At 70.6% G+C, this 16,543-nt stretch carries 14 protein-coding genes; 7 read left to right on the plus strand and 7 right to left on the minus strand.

Translation table 11 applies throughout. The annotated features are described in order from the left end of the window. Window positions 1-391: 391 nt before the first annotated feature. From mobA to plsY, 7 genes are all read right to left on the minus strand, one after another. Window positions 392-1,069, minus strand: coding sequence for a molybdenum cofactor guanylyltransferase (gene mobA / locus ACYQ8L_RS04045; protein WP_459940491.1), 678 nt, complete (start codon window positions 1,067-1,069; stop codon window positions 392-394). After that, the gene (locus ACYQ8L_RS04050; protein ID WP_459940492.1) at window positions 1,066-1,332 is read right to left on the minus strand and encodes a carboxymuconolactone decarboxylase family protein; all 267 of its coding nucleotides are present in this window, start codon (window positions 1,330-1,332) and stop codon (window positions 1,066-1,068) included. The genes mobA and ACYQ8L_RS04050 overlap by 4 nt, the downstream gene beginning before the upstream one ends. Before the next feature lie 205 nt (window positions 1,333-1,537). Next, the gene (locus ACYQ8L_RS04055; RefSeq protein ID WP_459940493.1) at window positions 1,538-1,990 is read right to left on the minus strand and encodes a TPM domain-containing protein; all 453 of its coding nucleotides are present in this window, start codon (window positions 1,988-1,990) and stop codon (window positions 1,538-1,540) included. Window positions 1,991-1,993: 3 nt separating this feature from the next. After that, window positions 1,994-2,731 (minus strand): TPM domain-containing protein, encoded by a 738-nt coding sequence (locus ACYQ8L_RS04060; RefSeq protein WP_459940494.1) that lies wholly within the window; start codon window positions 2,729-2,731, stop codon window positions 1,994-1,996. Window positions 2,732-2,774: 43 nt separating this feature from the next. Beyond that, window positions 2,775-3,365 carry a LemA family protein gene (locus ACYQ8L_RS04065; protein ID WP_459940495.1) on the minus strand — a complete coding sequence of 197 codons (591 nt, stop codon included), beginning with the start codon at window positions 3,363-3,365 and terminating at the stop codon, window positions 2,775-2,777. A 112-nt stretch (window positions 3,366-3,477) separates the two neighbouring features. Next, the gene (gene selA, locus ACYQ8L_RS04070; protein WP_459940496.1) at window positions 3,478-4,881 is read right to left on the minus strand and encodes an L-seryl-tRNA(Sec) selenium transferase; all 1,404 of its coding nucleotides are present in this window, start codon (window positions 4,879-4,881) and stop codon (window positions 3,478-3,480) included. Next, window positions 4,878-5,468, minus strand: a complete 591-nt coding sequence (gene plsY, locus ACYQ8L_RS04075; RefSeq protein ID WP_459940497.1) for a glycerol-3-phosphate 1-O-acyltransferase PlsY — start codon at window positions 5,466-5,468, stop codon at window positions 4,878-4,880. The genes selA and plsY overlap by 4 nt, the downstream gene beginning before the upstream one ends. 296 nt (window positions 5,469-5,764) lie before the next feature. Here plsY and speD point away from each other — a divergent pair, with 296 nt between their 5' ends. The 7 genes from speD (at window position 5,765) to ACYQ8L_RS04110 (ending at window position 15,716) form a co-directional block, all read left to right on the plus strand. Continuing rightward, complete coding sequence (gene speD / locus ACYQ8L_RS04080) at window positions 5,765-6,199, plus strand: adenosylmethionine decarboxylase (protein ID WP_459940498.1); 435 nt, start codon at window positions 5,765-5,767, stop codon at window positions 6,197-6,199. Window positions 6,200-6,356: 157 nt separating this feature from the next. Further along, on the plus strand, window positions 6,357-8,204 hold the full coding sequence (locus ACYQ8L_RS04085) for an alpha-amylase family glycosyl hydrolase (RefSeq protein WP_459940499.1): 1,848 nt from the start codon (window positions 6,357-6,359) through the stop codon (window positions 8,202-8,204). 8 nt (window positions 8,205-8,212) lie between these two features. Beyond that, window positions 8,213-9,202, plus strand: coding sequence for a mechanosensitive ion channel family protein (locus ACYQ8L_RS04090; RefSeq protein WP_459940500.1), 990 nt, complete (start codon window positions 8,213-8,215; stop codon window positions 9,200-9,202). A gap of 36 nt (window positions 9,203-9,238) precedes the next feature. Then, on the plus strand, window positions 9,239-10,408 hold the full coding sequence (locus tag ACYQ8L_RS04095; protein WP_459940501.1) for a diadenylate cyclase: 1,170 nt from the start codon (window positions 9,239-9,241) through the stop codon (window positions 10,406-10,408). Between the two features lie 511 nt (window positions 10,409-10,919). Continuing rightward, on the plus strand, window positions 10,920-11,510 hold the full coding sequence (locus tag ACYQ8L_RS04100; RefSeq protein WP_459940502.1) for a TetR/AcrR family transcriptional regulator: 591 nt from the start codon (window positions 10,920-10,922) through the stop codon (window positions 11,508-11,510). Then, a complete protein-coding gene (locus ACYQ8L_RS04105) occupies window positions 11,507-12,610 on the plus strand; it encodes an efflux RND transporter periplasmic adaptor subunit (protein WP_459940503.1) in 1,104 nt (367 codons plus the stop codon). Before ACYQ8L_RS04100 ends, ACYQ8L_RS04105 begins: the two co-directional genes overlap by 4 nt. 4 nt (window positions 12,611-12,614) lie before the next feature. After that, the gene (locus ACYQ8L_RS04110; protein ID WP_459940504.1) at window positions 12,615-15,716 is read left to right on the plus strand and encodes an efflux RND transporter permease subunit; all 3,102 of its coding nucleotides are present in this window, start codon (window positions 12,615-12,617) and stop codon (window positions 15,714-15,716) included. The last annotated feature ends 827 nt before the right edge of the window (window positions 15,717-16,543 follow it).

Genomic DNA, 16,543 nt, shown 5'->3' on the forward strand with positions numbered 1-16,543 from the left:
GGCGGCGTGGACGCCGCTCCCACCCTAAACCCTGACTCGGACGGTACTGTCCTGCGTAGGGGGGGCCCCGAAGGGGCCCTGGGGAGCTTCCAAGCCGCGACCGGCGTTCCTGCGGGCCTTACGGCCCGGCCGCGGCATCGCCCCCTCCGGCCCCCGAGGAGTGACCGAACCCTGCACCCCGAACCCCGCCCTCCGGCGGGTGGGTGCTCCGGGACTTTTCCCTCTTTGGGAAACGGATTACCCTATTCTTGCCATTGCGGATGGAAGGCGCGGGCACGATCCCTGCATTTTAAAGGTTCCGCAAACCACCATCGCGACGGCGACGGACGGTCTACCATGCTGCGGAGTCGTTGGTTGAGACGCAACCCCCTCCCCCCCATTCTCCGGTTCCTCACCCGGCGGATTGCCGACTGGCGCCGCCAGGGGGAGAGGTACCTGGACCACTGGCACCGGCACCGCCGATCCGCGTAGCCAACCGCAGGGCCTTTTCCACGTCCTCGGGCCGGTTCAGGTTCAGGAACGAGCGCAACTCCGGGTCGGCCCGGCGCAGGACCTCCTCCCCCACCTCCACGGTGCGCAAACGGGGAAACGCCCGGAGGATGCTCAGATCCCCACCCCGGATCTGCTCCTCCAAGACCCCCAAGCCGTCCTCCCGGTAAAGGGCCACCAGGGGCTCGTACCCGGCCTCGACCCGGGGCACCACCACCTGCGCCTCGTCTCGCAGATCCCAGAGGAGCGAGAGGAGTTCCGGCCGGACGAGTGGGAGGTCGCACGCGAGGCAGAGCACCCAGGTCCCCGGCCCCAGCTCCTCCCGGGCCCAGCCCAGCGCCGTGGCGACGCCCCCCAGGGCGCTCGCCCCGGGAAATCGGTCGGGCACGGTGGGCACGCCCTTGTCGGCCAGGTACCCCGCTCCGCCCACCACGATCACCTTCTGGGCCACCGCCGTCGCCACCCGCCAGACCCGTTCGATCAGCGGGACTCCCAGAAACTCCATGGGGGCCTTGTCCCGGCCCATGCGGCGGGATTTCCCCCCGGCCAGGATCGCGGCGAGCGGAATCGCTGGGGTCATTCCCCCGGCTCCCCCGGTTTGAGCCCCACCCCCAGGGTTTCCGTCACAAAGTTCCGCACCCGGGCCGCCCCCACCATCATGGCCATGGCCAGCACCTGCCGGATCTCCGCCTCGGTCGCCCCTTGTTTCTTCGCGCCCGCGAAGTGCATCTGGGTTCAGTGGGCGCATCCGCCGGCCGCCGCGGCGGCCAGGGCGCACAGTTCCCGGGTCTTGGGGTCGAGCACGTCCTCGAACTGGAACTTCAGAATTTCGTGGGTTGCCATGGGACGCCTCCGTGGGGGGTGGGGAATCGGGAATGGGGAAGGGTTCGGCGTTCTCTAGCCCCCCGTTTCAGGCCGGCGGTCTTAGGGCGATGGCCCAGGTATACACCAAGAGCCTCCAGGGCCCGTGACCCACTTTGTCCAGAGCAAGCCCTTCCTCGGGGCCACACGAAACCGCTCCCTCCGTGGTTCCTCCCGCCGCCGGGGGTCAATCCTCCTCGACGACCTCGTCCGGGAGCTCGTTCACGTCGTCGGGGCGCCAGGGGAAGTGCCGGGCCAGCACCTTTCCCACCTCCCGCACGGCGTAGACGAGGCCCTCGCCGAACGCACCCCGGGCGAACCGCTCGGCCATGCCGTCGCGGATCCGCTCCCACCCTTCCTGCCCGACGATCCGGTGGACGCCCTCGTCGCCGTAAATCGCGAACTTCCGGTCGGCTGTGGCGAGATGGATGATAACCCCGTTCCGCTCCCGGGTCCGGTGCATCCCGAGCCGGACGAACGCCTTTCGGGCCGCCTCGAGGGGGTCGCCCTTGGCGCTCCGGGAAATCACCACCCGGATCTCCCCGCTGGTGGTCCCCTCGGCCTCGGCGATGGCTTCCTCCACCGCCGCGCGCTCCTCCGGGGTCAAAAAGGCCGCGGGCCTTTTCTTCCGCTCGGCCATGGCTCACCACCCTCCGCTCGCGCCGCCGCCCCCGAAACCTCCCCCCCCGCCACCGAACCCGCCGCCCCCGCCAAAGCCGCCCCCCCCGAACCCGCCGCCCGGCCCGAACCACCAGAACCCGCCCCGCCTCACCCGCCGCCCCCCGATGTGGGTCGAACGGGACCGGGCCACGGCCGAGAGGAAGAAGATCGCAAAAAGAACGAACGGCAGGACCCCCACGAAGGGCGGCACCCGTTGGGATCGCTCCGGCTTGGCCGCCGGCGTGAACTCCCCCCGGCTCGCCCGGTCCAGGGCGTCCACGGCGGCCAGGATGCCGCCGGCGTAGTCGCCCTGCCGGAACCGGGGGGCCAGCACCTCGCGGATGATCCGGCCGGCCAGGACGTCCGGGATCGCCCCCTCCAGGCCGTAGCCCACCTCGATGCGCACCTTGCGCTCCTCGAGGAACACGAGGAGGATCACCCCGTTGTCCCGGCCCTTCTGGCCGATCTTCCAGGCCTCGGCGAGCCGGATGGAGAAGTCCTCCAGGTCCTCCCCCTCGAGGCTCGGGAAGATGGCGACCGCGAACTGGTTGGACGTGGTCCGCTCGATCTCCGCGAGCCTCGCCTCGATCCGGGCCCGCTCCTGGGGCTTCAGAAGCCCCGCGAAATCGCTCACCCTCCCCAGGGGCCGCGGGGGCACCTCGAGGCCGGCCGCGGCGAGGGCGAAGGCGAGGAGCACCAGCGCGCACACCGCCCCGGGCATCCCCCACCGACTGAAGACCGGGGACCGGCGACCGGCGACCACGTCAGAACTTCACCTTGGGCGCCGCTTCGGCGCCCTCTTCCGCCTGGAAATACGGCTTGGGCTCGAACCCGAACGCCCGGGCGAACAGGTTCGCCGGGAACGACCGGATCCGGGTGTTGTAGGCCCGGGCGGCCTCGTTGTACCGCCGGCGGGCCACGGCGATGCGGTTCTCGGTGCCTTCGAGCTGGGTCTGGAGGTCGAGGAAGTTCTGGTTCGCCTTGAGGTCCGGGTATCGCTCGGCCACCGCCAAAAGCCGCGAGAGCGCCCCGCTCAGGCCCTGCTGGGCCTTCTGGAACCGCTCGATGGCCTCGGGCGCCAGCCCCCGGGCGTCCACGCGGATCTGGCCCACCCGGCTCCGGGCTTCGGTGACCTGGGTTAGGACCTCCTTCTCGTGGGTGGCGTAGCCCTTGACCGTTTCCACCAGGTTCGGGATCAGGTCGGCCCGCCGCTGGTAGGTGCTCTCCACGTCGGCCCAGGCCTTGGCCACGGCCTCCTCGGCTGCCACGAGGCCGTTGTAGGTGCCCTTGACCCACCCGTACAAAAGGAGAACGGCCAGAACCACGGCCCCCAACGCGATCCATTTCTTCTGCACGGCAGACCTCCTTTCTTCTGGCTGGAAAGCCGGAAAGCTGGGAAGCCAGTGCGCCGAACAACCACGCGCCGGGCAGCCGCCCAGCCGCCCAGCCGCCCAGCCGCCCAGCCGCCTAGCCGCCTAGCCGCCTAGCCGCTTCCGCCACCGCCTCCACCAGGGCCTCCTCCTGTTCCGGGGCCACGGTGCGGGGGTCCAGCACCAGGGCCCCATCCCGCACCCGGCCCACCACCGGCGGCCGCCCTCTCCGGAGCCGCTCCTCGAGCTCCGCCGTTCCCCCGTCCGAGGGGCGGATCTCCACGACCCGGGTGGGAATCTCGGCCAGCGGCAACGCCCCGCCCCCCACCCGGGAGACGTCGGCGGCCACCCGGACCTCGGCCGCCCCGCCCAGCCGGGCCCGGATCGCTCCGGCCAGGTGTTCGGCCCGCGACTCCAACTCCGAAACGGGCCCCGAGAGCATCCGGAGCGCCGGCACCCGCTCCCACACCCGCACCGGATCCCGGTAGAGGGCCAGGGTCGCCTCCAGGGCGGCCAGGGTGAGCTTGTCGGGCCGCAGGGCCCGCATCAGGGGGTGCCGGGCGCAGGCCTCCACGGCTTCGCGCCGCCCCACCAGGATGCCGGCCTGGGGTCCCCCGAGGAGCTTGTCGCCGGAGAAAGTGACGAGATCGACCCCGGCGGCCAACGCCTCCCCCACCGTGGGCTCGGGCTCGATGCCGGCGCGCGCGAGGTCCACCAGGCACCCGCTCCCCAGGTCCTCCATCACCGCGAGCCCGTTGCGGCGCGCCAGGCCCACGAGCTCGGCCGCGGGGACCGAGGCCGTGAACCCCAGGATCCGGTAGTTGGACGTGTGCACCTTGAGCAGCAGGGCGGTTTCGGGCCCGATGGCCCGCTCGTAGTCCCGGAGATGGGTCTTGTTGGTGGTGCCCACCTCCCTGAGCACCGCCCCGCTCTGCTCCATCACCTCGGGGATCCGGAACGAGCCCCCGATCTCCACGAGTTCGCCCCGGCTCACCACCACCTCGCGACCCCGTGCGAGGGCGGCGAGCCCCAGGAGCACGGCGGCGGCGTTGTTGTTGACCACGCAGGCGGCCTCGGCCCCGGTGAGTTCCCGGAGGAGCGCCTCCACCACCTCGTGGCGGTGGCCCCGCTCGCCCGTGGCGAGCCGGAACTCCACGTTGCAGTACCCGGCGGCGACCTCGAGGGCCCGCCGGGCCTCGAGGGCCAGAGAAGCCCGCCCGAGGTTCGTGTGGAGCACCACCCCCGTCGCGTTGATCACCGGCACGAGCCGGGCCGCCGTGCGCTCCCGGGCCCGGTCGAGAACCCGGTTCGCCACCGCGTCGAGGTCCGGGACGTCGCCCCGGCCCGCCCGCACCTCCTCGCGCACCGCGGCAAGCACCTCCCGTGCGGCATCGGTCGCCACCGGCCTCGGCACCTCCCCCGCCTCCACGGCGGCCTTGACCCGGGGGTGCTGGAGCACCCGTTCCACCGCCGGCAACCGGCGCAGATCCCCGGCGCTCATCCCGGCTGCCCCAGGCGGTGCTCGGTGCCGTCGAGGAGCCGCTCGATATTGTCCCGGTGCTTCCAGAACGTGAGCGCCCCCACCGCGAGCCCGAGGACGACCACCGACAGGGGGTGGTCGGCGTAGGCCAGGATCAGCGGCAGGGCCGCGGCCGCCCCTAAGCTTCCCAAACTCACCCAACGAAACCGCCACACGAGCACGGCGAACACGAACGCCGCCCACACCACGCTCCCCGGCGCCAAGGCCAGGAACACGCCGAGGCCGGTGGCAACGCCCTTCCCGCCCTGGAATCCGAGGTACAGGGGGAAGAGGTGCCCGAGATAGGCGGCGAACCCCACCGTGACCACGGCCCAGGGGGAGCCAAACGCTCCCAGCGCCAGGGCCGTGGGGATGAACCCCTTGAGGGCGTCGCCCACGAGCGTCACCACGCCCCACTTCTTGCCCAGGGTCCGGCCGACGTTCGTGGCCCCGATGTTCCCCGACCCGGCCCGGCGGGGATCCCCCAATCCGAAGGCCTTGGCGAGCACGAGACCCGTGGGCACCGACCCCAGGAGATACGCGAACAGGACCAACACGACCCAGCGCACGGCGACCCTCCTCCCTCCGGTGCGGCAAGCGCAGGATTGGAACCGGCGAAACCTAACACAGGGCGCCGGAACCGACAACGGCCGCCACCCCCGGGCCCCGGGCGCCGCCCGGGTTCCGGGAGGCCCGGGGAACCTTGCCGCAACCGACTGGAGTTTTAGGGTTTTCCGTCCGGCTCGGTCCGGGGGCTCAGGCCTTTCGTTTTTTTCTTTACACCGCCGGCCCCATCCCTATAATGGCGCGGCTTTCCACCGCACCTCGTTGCCCCCACGGGGCCCCAAGCACGGAGGGTCGCGCCATGAACCAGGGCAAGGGCCGCCATCTTCTCGTCGATTGCTGGAACGTGAGCCGGGAGGTGTGCCTCGACGACAAGAGGTTCCTCGAGGCCATGGCCCGGGCCGCCACCCGGGCCGGCGCCAACGTGATCTCCCAGGTGCGCTATCATTTCGGCCACAACTCCCCGCCGGGGTTCACCGCCATGGTGCTCCTCGACGAGAGCCACGTGTCGGCCCACAGCTACGCCGACGACGGCCTCGTGGCCCTGGACGTGTTCACCTGCGGCAACACGAGCCCCGCCGAGGTGCTCCGGTATCTGCAGGAAGAGCTCGATCTGGGCGAGGTCCGGATCCGGGAGGTGTCTCGGTTCGTGGCCTCCGAGGAGTCCGAGGAGAAGGTCTGGACCTCCGAAGACCCGGAGGCGCCCCAACTGCGCATCATCGAGGGGACCGCGTAGTCCCCTGGCTGATTCACCGATTCCACGAAGAGGCCCCGCCGAAAGCGGGGCCTCTTTTTTGGCTCGCGCGCCCGCGGAGCGGTACGCCCCCGCCGCTGGGCGTGCTATCCTACCGGCGACAATCCCCCCTACCGCGAGTGCCGAGACCGACCTGACCATGCCGCGGCCGCGAACGCTCCTCCACCTTCCGGAGCCCGACTACACCCGCCCCCTCCTGGATCTGACGCCCGGGCAAAAACGGCGCCTGGAGGACCTCCTCGCCTTTCTCTACGGCCCCAGGCGCGCCCGGACCGCCATGCCCGAGGTCACGCGGATTTTACGGGTGTATTTCGCCCACCGAACCCCCGAGGCCCAGGAGGCGGTGCACGGGTTCCGGCCGGAAACCCGGTTCGACCAGCGGGACGTGATCCTGATCACCTACGGAGATCTCCTCATCAACCGGAAGCTCCGCCCGCTGGAGGCCCTGCGCCAATTCCTGACGGAGCACCTGCGGGGTCTCGTGAACACGGTTCACATCCTGCCGTTCTTCCCGTACTCGTCGGACCGGGGCTTCTCGATTCTGGATTACGACCAGGTGGACCCCCGGCTGGGCACCTGGGAGGACGTGGAAGCCCTGGCCGGTGACTTCCGGCTCATGTTCGACGGGGTGTTCAACCACGTGTCGGCCAAGAGCCGGTGGTTCCAGCGGTTCCTGAACGGCAGGCCCGGGTACGACGCGATGTTCATCGCGTTCTCCCGGCCCGACGCGATCCCGCCGGCGGAACTCCGCAAGGTTCTCCGCCCCCGGCCCACCCCGCTCCTGAGCGCGTTTCCCACGATCCACGGCACGCGCTGGGTGTGGACCACGTTCAGCCGCGACCAGGTGGACCTCAATTTCCGAAACGAGCTGGTGCTCTTCCGGGTGCTGGAGATCCTCCTCAACTACCTGGTCCACGGGGCGGAGCTCGTCCGGCTCGACGCGGTGACCTACGTGTGGAAGGCCATCGGCACCTCCTGCGCCAACCTGCCCCAGACCCACGCCCTCGTGAAGTTCCTCCGGGCCGCCCTCGACGTGGTGGCGCCCGAGGTGGCCCTGATCACCGAGACCAACGTGCCCCACGCCGAGAACGTGCGCTACTTCGGCGACGGCACGGACCAGGCCCAGCTCGTCTACAACTTCGCCCTGCCGCCCCTGGTCCTCCACGCCTTCCTGCGCGGCACGAGCCGCCACCTCACCCGCTGGGCGGCGGGGCTCGAGTACCCCTCCGACACGGCCAACTATCTCAACTTCCTCTCGTCCCACGACGGCATCGGCCTTCTCGGGGCTAGGGGCATCCTGCCGGACGAGGAGATCGGGTTTCTCGTGGAGCGCTGCCGGGAGCACGGCGGACTCGTCTCCCAGCGCCAGGCGGAAGACGGCGCCCTCAGCCCCTACGAGCTCAACATCACCTGGTGGAGCGCCCTCAACCGGGATCGCGGCGGGGAGTCCCGGGACCTCCAGGTGGCCCGGTATCTCGCCAGCCGGTCGGTGGCCTTAGCGCTGCGGGGGGTGCCGGGGATCTACCTGCCGAGCCTTTTCGGCGCGAAGAACGATTCCAAGGCCATCGCCCGGGGGGCCGAACCGCGGGCCATCAACCGCAAAGAGATCTACCACGGGGTGCTGGAGCGGTGGTTCCGGGACCCCACGACCCGGCAGCACCAGGTTCTCGCCGGGTTCCGGCGGCTCCTGGAGGCGAGGACCTCGGCGCCGGAGTTCCACCCCAACGCCTCCCAGGAGGTCCTGGACCTCGGCGAGGAGGTGTTCGCCGTGCTGCGCCGCGCCCCAACATCGGGACGGAGACTCCTGGCGGTGACGAGTGTGGTGGCGCGGCCCCTCGCCCTGGAGGTTCCCGCCGAGAAGCTGGGTGAACCCCCAACGTGCTGGACGGACCTCCTTTCCGGGACCCGCGCCGAGGTGCGCGACGGAACGCTGCGTTTGGAGCTTCCGCCGTACGGCATCGCCTGGCTCCGGGCCGAGGGGGAGTGAACTCCCCCATGGTCGAACGGCTGCGTTCGGTTTTCGAGGCGCTTCCCCTGCCCCCCGGCGTGGCGTGGGACCTCGCCGTGACCGCCGGCGTGGTCCTGGGGCTCTGGGCCCTGCGCCGGACGGTGCTGCGCCTCGTGGACCGGCGCGTGGACGACCCCGACAAGCTCTACCACTGGCGAAAGGGGACCGCCTATGCGGCTGCCGCCCTGGGGGTGCTGCTCGTGGGCCGCATCTGGATCCGGGGGTTCCAGTCGGTCGCCACGGTGCTCGGCCTTCTGTCGGCCGGCGTGGCCATCGCCCTGCGCGACCTCTTGGTGAACCTGGCCGGGTGGCTGTTTCTCGTGTGGCGCAGGCCCTTCGAGGTGGGCGACCGGATCCAGATCGGCGCGGTCGCGGGCGACGTGATCGATATCCGGATCTTCCAGTTCACCCTCCTGGAGATCGGGGGATGGGTGGAGGCCGACCAGAGCACGGGCCGGATCGTCCACGTCCCGAACGGGAGGGTGTTCAGCGAGGCCGTGGCCAACTACGATAAGGGGTTCCGGTACATCTGGAACGAACTGCCCGTGCTCGTGACCTTCGAAAGCGACTGGAGGCGGGCCAAGGAGATCCTCCTCGAGATCGCCCGCACCCACGCCGGGCAACTGGGCTCGGCGGCCCAGGAAAAGCTGCGGGCCGCGGCCCGGCGCTACATGATCCGGTACGGGGCCCTTACGCCCACGGTGTACACGGCGGTCCGCGACAGCGGCGTGCTGCTCACGATCCGGTACCTTTGCGAGCCGCGGCGCCGGCGCGGAACCGAGCAGGCCCTCTGGGAGGCCATTCTGGAGGCCTTTGCCGCCGAACCGCGGATCGACTTCGCGTACCCCACCCGCCGGTATTTTGACCACGCCGCCGAGGGGAAGCCCGCGCTCCGGGAGGCTCCGGCCCCCGCGGACCCCCGATCGGGGGAAGCGCCGGGGCCGCCGGGGAGCGAAACGGGGGGCCGCCAACCGTAAACCGCTGACCACGCTTGCCGCGGAGATGCCACGGCCATGAGCGCTGACCTCGTGATCGGGTGGAGGGATGTCCTCGACATCCTCCTCGCGTCGTTCCTCTACTGGGGGGTCCTGGCCTGGCTCCGCCAGACCCGGGCCATCTCGGCCTTCGTGGGCCTCGTGGTGCTCTGGGCCGTGTACCTCGGGGCGAACGCGCTGGGGCTTCTCCTCACGGCCCGCCTGTTCCAGGTGGTGTCGGCCGCGTTCCTCGTGCTCGTGGTGGTCGTGTTCCAGTCGGACCTGCGGCGGCTCCTCGATCGCCTCGGCTCCTGGGGCCTCCCCCGCCGCAAGGCCGCCCACCCCACCGATCCCGTCGTCCAAAGCCTCGTGCGCGCGGTGGGCCGCCTCGCCCAGACCAGCACCGGCGCACTGATCGTGCTCCCGGGCCGGGAGCCCCTGGGCCGGCACCTGACCGGCGGGATCGATCTCGACGCCGTCCTCTCGGAACCTCTGCTCCTCAGCCTGTTCGATCCCCACTCCCCCGGCCACGACGGAGCGGTGATCCTCCGGGGCAACCGGGTGGAGCGCTACGCCGTCCGGCTGCCGCTCTCGGCGGAGTCGGAGCGGCTCCGGGAGTTCGGCACCCGCCACGCCGCGGCCCTGGGCCTGGCGGAGCGCTCCGACGCCCTGGTGGTCGCGGTTTCGGAGGAGAAGGGCACGGTGTCCGTGGCACGAAACGGGGAGCTTCGCACCCTGGCCGGGCCCCAGGAACTCGCCGGGGTGTTGCGGGAGTTCTTTGCCGAGATGGGCCCGGGGCCCGAGCTCCACCGGTGGCGGGCCCGCGCCCGCCGGGAATGGCCGTTTGCCCTGGCCGCCGTGGTGCTCGCCCTCGTGTCCTGGACCGCCATCGGGCCGGGGGGCGAGATCGTGGAGGCGGAGCGAAAGGTTGCCGTGCTGTTCGAAAACCTCCCCGCCGGCTACGAACTCGAATCCGTGACCCCGCCCGAGGTGACCGTGGTCGTGCAGGGCAAGCGCCGGGCCGTGGAGCGACTCACCCCGGACGCGGTGAAGGTGCGGGTGGACGCCGTGCTGGCCCGCCTCGGCCGCCGCACCTTCCAGATCGGGCCCCAGAACGTCGAAACCCCGCCCGGGGTCTCGGCGGTGCGGGTGGACCCGCCCACGGTGCGGATCTCGTTGCGGCAAACCAATGCCTCGGGTTCGATGTAGGGTCCGCGGGGGCACTCGGCGGCTGAACCCCTTCGGGATTTCCGTGTCATCTCATGCGGGAGCGGCTGCCGTACCGGGGGTCAGAATTCAGAGGACAGATGTCAGGTACCCCTGGCAAAGCCGGGGGCTTGCGGTTGCTGGCCTCTCGAAGGGGCTTGATCGCAACCGGAAAGTCAAAACCCTTTGAACCCAAACATCTCGCTTGCCCCCAGCAATATGGACCCCAGCCGAACCGGAATCCCCGGGGAGTGGAGCCGACGGGCAATGAACAACGGCATACTCCGGGAACTGTCAAACTCTGGGAGTCCCCCGGCAGAGCCGGGGGCTTACCCAGGATAGTCAGCAAACCCCTGTCCTCTGTCTTCTGTCTTCTGGCCCCTGGTACGGTGGCCGCCCCCGAACGCCCTCGGGATCGCTTCGCCCCCTCCCGCCCCACCGCAAGCCCCTTGACTTCGGCGCCACCCCGGCCCAGAATCTCCGTTCGAATCTTCATTCGAACGGAGGCATCCCCATGAGCACCCTGGATGAGACCCGGGAGCGGATCCTGGCGGTGGCGGCCCGCCGGTTCGCCGAAAGGGGGTTTTCCGGCGCCCAGATGGCCGAGATCGCCCGGGAGGCCGGCATGGGCGTGGGCACGCTGTACAAGCACTTCCCCAGCAAGGAGGATCTGTTCCGGGCCATGGTGGACCGGTTCCTGACCGGGGTGTTCGAGGCCACCGAGAAGGTGCTCTCGGACCCCGCGGCCCGGCTGCCCGACGCCCTGGAGGCCTACGCCCGGGCGGCCGTGGAGCGGGTGGTGGCCGAACCCCTCGTGTGCCGGGCCGTGGCCCAGGAGACCCTCGGGAGCCGGGTGGCGTTCCGGCAGGTGATCGGCGCGGCCCTGTGGGACCGCATCCAGGCCCACCGGGACCGGGTCGCCGGGTTCCTGGAGGGGCACGCCGACCGCTTGGGGCCGGGGATCACGGGCGAGGACGCGGCCGTGTTTTTCCTGAGCACGCTCTGGGGGCTCGTGGAGCACGACCTCAACGCCGACCGAACCGACCGACTGTCCGGCCGGCCGGCCCTGGTGGCCCGGCTGGTGTGGGGAGGGATGAGCCGATGAAGCGCATCGCGGGCGTGGTACTGGCGGTGGGGCTGGTGGCGGCGTCCGCCGCGGCCCAGGAGGCGGTGCCGGTGGCCGTGGCCCCGGCCCGGGCCGAGCGGATCGTGGAGACCGTGGAGGGCACCGGCACCCTCGAGGCCTTTGAGACGGCCGACCTCGTGCCCCGGGTGGCCGGGGTCACGGTGACCGAGGTGACCGTGGACGAGGGGGACCGGGTTCGAAAGGGCCAGGTGCTCGTCCGCCTCGACGACGAGCTCGTGCGCACCCAGATCGAGGGGGTGAAGGCCCGGATCGACGCGCTGGACGCCAAGGCCCGGGCCCTGGACGCCCGGATCGGACTCCTGGAGACCGACGCCGAACGGTTTCGCACCCTGTTCGAACGGGGGGTGAGCCCCCGCCAGCAGCTCGACCACGTGGAGGCGGAACTCAAGGTGGCCCGGGCCGAGCGGGCCGCCCTGGATGCCGAGCGGGCCGCCCTGGCCAAGAGCCTGGAGGAACTCGAGCTCCGGCTCTCGTACCACGTGGTGTCGGCTCCCTGGGACGGCACGGTGACCGCCCGCCGCGTGGACCCGGGCGACACGGTGGGAGGCCGGCCCGTGCTCACCGTGGCCCGGCTCCACCGGCTCAAGCTCAGGGCCCACGTGGCCGAGGCCGACGTGCCCCGGGTGCGGCGGGGCCAGGGGGCCCGGGTGGCCGTGGACGCCCTGGGGGACCGGTGGTTCGAGGCCAAGGTGTCCCGGGTGCTTCCCCGGCTCGATCCCGTGACCCACACCGGCGACGTGGAGATCGTCCTGCCCGCCCGGGGCACCCCGCTCCGGCCCGGCATGTTCGCCAGGGCCCGGATCGAGGTGGGAAGCCACCAGGGCGTCACCGTGCCGCGGGACGCCCTGCGAAAGATCCCGGGAAGCGGGGTGTGGTTCGTGTACGTCGTGACCCCGGAGGGCAAGGCCGAGCGCCGGGACGTGGAACCCGGCCTCGCCCTGGGGGAGCGGGTGGAGGTGCGCTCGGGCCTCGAACCGGGGGAGGACGTGGTGGTCCGGGGGGAGGGCGTGGTGCGCACCGGCGCCCCGGTGCGGGTGACCGAGCGGTTGGGGGAGTAGCGCCATGAGCCTGCCGTCCCTTTCGGTCCGGCGGCCTGTGGCCGTCCTCATGGGCCTCCTGGCCCTCCTTCTCTTCGGGCTGTGGAGCCTGCCCCGGCTCGACATCGACCTCCTGCCCCGGATCGACCCTCCGGCCATCTCGGTCATCACCTACTACCCGGGGGCCAACGCCCGGGACGTGGAATCGAACGTCACCAAGGTGATCGAGGACCGGCTCAGCATCGTGTCGAACCTGGACCGGATCACCTCGATCTCCAAGGACAGCCTGTCGGTGGTGACCTGCACGTTCAAATGGGGCTCGGACCTGGGCGAGGCCGCCAACGACGTGCGCGAAAAGCTCGACATCGCCAAGTTCTACCTGCCCAAGGACATCGAGAACCCCCTCCTGTTCAAGTTCTCGTCGGCCAACTTCCCGATCCTGTTCCTGTCGGTGGAGGCCACCGAGTCGTACCGGGCCCTCTACCAGATCGTGGACAAGCAGATCGCCACGGTGCTGAAGCGCATCCCCGGCGTGGGCGCCGTGATCATCCGGGGCGGGCTCGAGCGGGAGATCCGGGTCGAGGTGGACAACGACCGGCTCGCGGCCTACGGGCTCTCCCTGGACGACCTGGGCCAGGCCCTGGAGCGGGAGAACCTCGACATGCCCGCCGGGGAGGTCAAGATCGGCAAGCGCGCCGTGCCCGTGCGGGTGCCGGGCCGGTTCCGGTCGCCCCGGGAGCTGGCCGCCGTGCCGGTGGCCGTGCGCCAGGGCCGGGTGGTGCACCTGGGGGAGGTGGCCCGGGTGGCCGACGACTTCAAGGAGAAGTACGAGGAGATCTACACCAACGGCCGAACCGGCATCCTCCTGATGATCCAGAAGCAGTCGGGCGCCAACACCGTGAACGTGGTGCGGGAGATCCGGCGCCGGCTTCCGGAGATCGAGCGCAACCTCCCGGCCGACGTGAAGCTCGGCACGATCATGGACTCGGCCGAGGACATCGAGAACATGGTGAACAACCTGAAGTCCAGCCTCTACCTGGGCGGGCTTCTGGTGATCGTGGTCACCTTCGTGTTCCTGCGGCGGCTCCGGCCGAGCCTGGTGGTGGCGCTCACCATCCCGTTCTCGATGATCGTGACGTTTTTCGCCATGTACCTCTTCGGGTTCACCCTGAACCTGATCAGCATCATGAGCCTCACCATCGCCATCGGCATGGTGGTGGACAACGCCATCGTGGTACTGGAGAACATCACCCGGCACATCGAGGAGGGCGCCCCGAGCCCGGCCACGGCGGCCGTGGACGGGGCGAACGAGGTGGGTCTGGCCGTTTCGGCCTCCACCCTGACCACCATCGCGGTGTTCCTGCCCCTGGTGTTCCTGGGGGGAATCGCCGGAATTCTGTTCAAGCAGCTCGGGTTCCTGGTGACCCTGACCCTCCTGGCGAGCCTTTTGGTGAGCCTCACCCTCACCCCCATGGCCGCGAGCAAGCTCCTGAAACCCCAGGCGGCCTACCGGGGCGTGCTCGGGGCCCTGTTCCGGGGCAGCGAGGCGGTGCTGGCCGGGCTCGAGCGCCTGTACGGCGCGGTGCTCGGCTGGATGCTCCGGCACCGGGCCGTGACCCTGGTGCTCGCCGCCGCGGTGCTCGCCGGGGGGTTCGCGGCCGCCCGGCACACGGGCTCGGAGTTTATGCCCCAGACCGACACCGGCGAGATCGAGGTGAACGCGGAACTCCCGGTGGACGTGCGGATCGAGGAGGCCACCCGGGTCGTCGAGCGGCTCATGAAGATCTTCTACGAGGAGGTGCCCGAGGTGCGGGCCCTCTACGCCCTCACCGGCCAGAGCCGCCAGGGCATCGCCACGGCCGTGGGGTTCGAGGAGGGGAACCACGTCGTGCGCATCGGGGCGAAGCTGGTGGACAAGGCCGACCGCCAGCGCTCCGTGACCGAGATCGCCGAGGCCCTGCGGCGGCGCTACCGGGAGATCCCCGACATCGAGAAGCTGAGCGTGCGCACCGTGGGGGCGGCCCAGAAGATCTTCTTCGGCGGCGGCGCGAAACCCCTGGTGATCGAGGTCCTGGGGAACGACTGGGACCGGCTGCGGGGCGCCGCCGGAGAGATCCTCGACCGCGTAAAGGAGGTGCCGGGGGTGCGGGACGCGGCCTGGTCGCTCAAGCCCTCGAAGACCGAGTGGCTCGTGGAGGTGGACCGGGAGAAGGCGGGCCGGCTGGGCCTGCCGCTCGCCGCGGTGGCCCGGGACGTGCGGACGGCCGTGTTCGGCACCGAGTACACCCAGTTCCGGGACGCCGGCGACGACTACGACATCACGGTGCGCCTCCGGCCCGAGGACCGGGCCGGGCGCTCCGAGCTCGAGGACCTGCGGCTCAAGACCATCACCGGGCGGATGGTGCGCTTGAGGGACGTGGCCCGGATCGAGGAGGGGGAGATCCCCCTGCAGATCGACCGGAAGAACCAGCAGCGCCTGATCTCGGTGTCGGCCGACGTGGTGGGCCGGAGCCTCGGCGAGGTCACGGCCGACGTGGAGAAGATCCTGGCCGGCCTCGATCTGCCCGAGGGGATCACCGTGCGGTTCGGCGGGGACGTCAAGGAGAAGGCCGACGCGTTCCGGGACCTCCTCCAGCTGCTGGCCCTGGGGATGATCCTCGTGTTCATGGTGATGGCGGCCCAGTTCGAGAGCCTGGTGATCCCGTTCGTGATCTTCTTCTCGGTGCCCTTCGCCCTGACCGGAGCGTTCCTGGGGCTCGCGGCCACCGGGACCCCGCTGTCGCTCATGAGCTTCATCGGGATCATCATGCTGGTGGGGATCGTGGTCAACAACGCCATCGTGCTCATCGACTACGCGATCCAACTGCGGGCCCGGGGCCTGGAACTCAAGGAGGCCCTCCTGCGGGCCGGGCGCACCCGGCTCCGGCCCGTGTTGATGACCACCTTCACCACGGCATTCGGCATGCTGCCCATGGCCCTGTCGCGCCAGACCGGCCACGAGATGTGGAACCCCCTGGGCATCGCCGTGATCGGCGGGCTGCTGGTGAGCACCCTGGTGACCCTGGGCATCGTACCGGTGATGGGCTCCCTCCTCATGGGCCGGGCCAAGGTGAGGATGGGCGGCTAGAAGGCTAGAAGGCTGGAGGCTAGGAGGCCGGGACGCTGGGAGGCAGAAATCTTTGGCGATTCCAACACTCCCGTCCGCCCCACCGCCCTCGCCCTCCCTCCGTGTCCTCCATGCCCTCCGTGGTTTTCCAAGTCACTTCGGTCCTCGGTCGACGGTCGGCGGTCTCCGGTCCCTTGGCCCAGGCCGCGGCGATTCACCCTGTGGCCGAAAGCGTTGTTCTTGCGAACAGGCCGTCCCGCGGCATGCGGGAGATTCCACGAAACTTCCCGCTGGGACGTCGGGTGGCTGGGACGCCGGGACGCAAAAACCTTTGTCGATTCCAGCACTCCCGCCGCCCCCCGCCCCTCGCCCCCTCCGTGTCCTCCGTGCCCTCCGTGGTTTTCCAAGTCACTTCGGTCCACGGTCGACGGTCTCCCGTCCCTTGGCCCAGGCCGCGGCGATTCACCCTGTGGCCGAGAGCGTTGTTCGTGCGAACGGGCGGTCCCGCGGCATGCGGGAGGTTCCACGCAACTTCCCGCTGGGACGTTGGGTGGCTGGGACGCCAGGACGCAAAAACCTTTGTCGATTCCAGCACTCCCGCCGCCCCCCGCCCCTCCGTGTCCTCCGTGTCCTCCGTGGTTTTCCAAGTCACTTCGGTCCTCGGTCCACGGTCGACGGTCTCCCGTCCCTTGGCCCAGGCCGCGGCGATTCACCCGGTGACCGAAAGCGAAAAGTCACAGGACAGATGACAGAAGCCTCCTGTCGCCTGTCCACTGACTCCCGACATGGCCGCCGCTCCCACCGTCCCGCCGCCCTCCCTGCCCTCCGTGGTTTTCCTCCCGCCCCGC

It is taken from the genome of Deferrisoma palaeochoriense (assembly GCF_054656955.1).

Excerpts from the sequence above, each read along its gene's own strand:
- mobA (WP_459940491.1), bottom strand. The coding sequence starts at position 1,069 with ATGACCCCAGCGATTCCGCTCGCCGCGATCCTGGCCGGGGGGAAATCC.
- ACYQ8L_RS04055 (WP_459940493.1), bottom strand. The coding sequence starts at position 1,990 with ATGGCCGAGCGGAAGAAAAGGCCCGCGGCCTTTTTGACCCCGGAGGAG.
- ACYQ8L_RS04060 (WP_459940494.1), bottom strand. The coding sequence starts at position 2,731 with ATGCCCGGGGCGGTGTGCGCGCTGGTGCTCCTCGCCTTCGCCCTCGCC.
- selA (WP_459940496.1), bottom strand. The coding sequence starts at position 4,881 with ATGAGCGCCGGGGATCTGCGCCGGTTGCCGGCGGTGGAACGGGTGCTC.
- speD (WP_459940498.1), top strand. The coding sequence starts at position 5,765 with ATGAACCAGGGCAAGGGCCGCCATCTTCTCGTCGATTGCTGGAACGTG.
- ACYQ8L_RS04085 (WP_459940499.1), top strand. The coding sequence starts at position 6,357 with ATGCCGCGGCCGCGAACGCTCCTCCACCTTCCGGAGCCCGACTACACC.
- ACYQ8L_RS04090 (WP_459940500.1), top strand. The coding sequence starts at position 8,213 with ATGGTCGAACGGCTGCGTTCGGTTTTCGAGGCGCTTCCCCTGCCCCCC.
- ACYQ8L_RS04095 (WP_459940501.1), top strand. The coding sequence starts at position 9,239 with ATGAGCGCTGACCTCGTGATCGGGTGGAGGGATGTCCTCGACATCCTC.
- ACYQ8L_RS04100 (WP_459940502.1), top strand. The coding sequence starts at position 10,920 with ATGAGCACCCTGGATGAGACCCGGGAGCGGATCCTGGCGGTGGCGGCC.
- ACYQ8L_RS04105 (WP_459940503.1), top strand. The coding sequence starts at position 11,507 with ATGAAGCGCATCGCGGGCGTGGTACTGGCGGTGGGGCTGGTGGCGGCG.
- ACYQ8L_RS04110 (WP_459940504.1), top strand. The coding sequence starts at position 12,615 with ATGAGCCTGCCGTCCCTTTCGGTCCGGCGGCCTGTGGCCGTCCTCATG.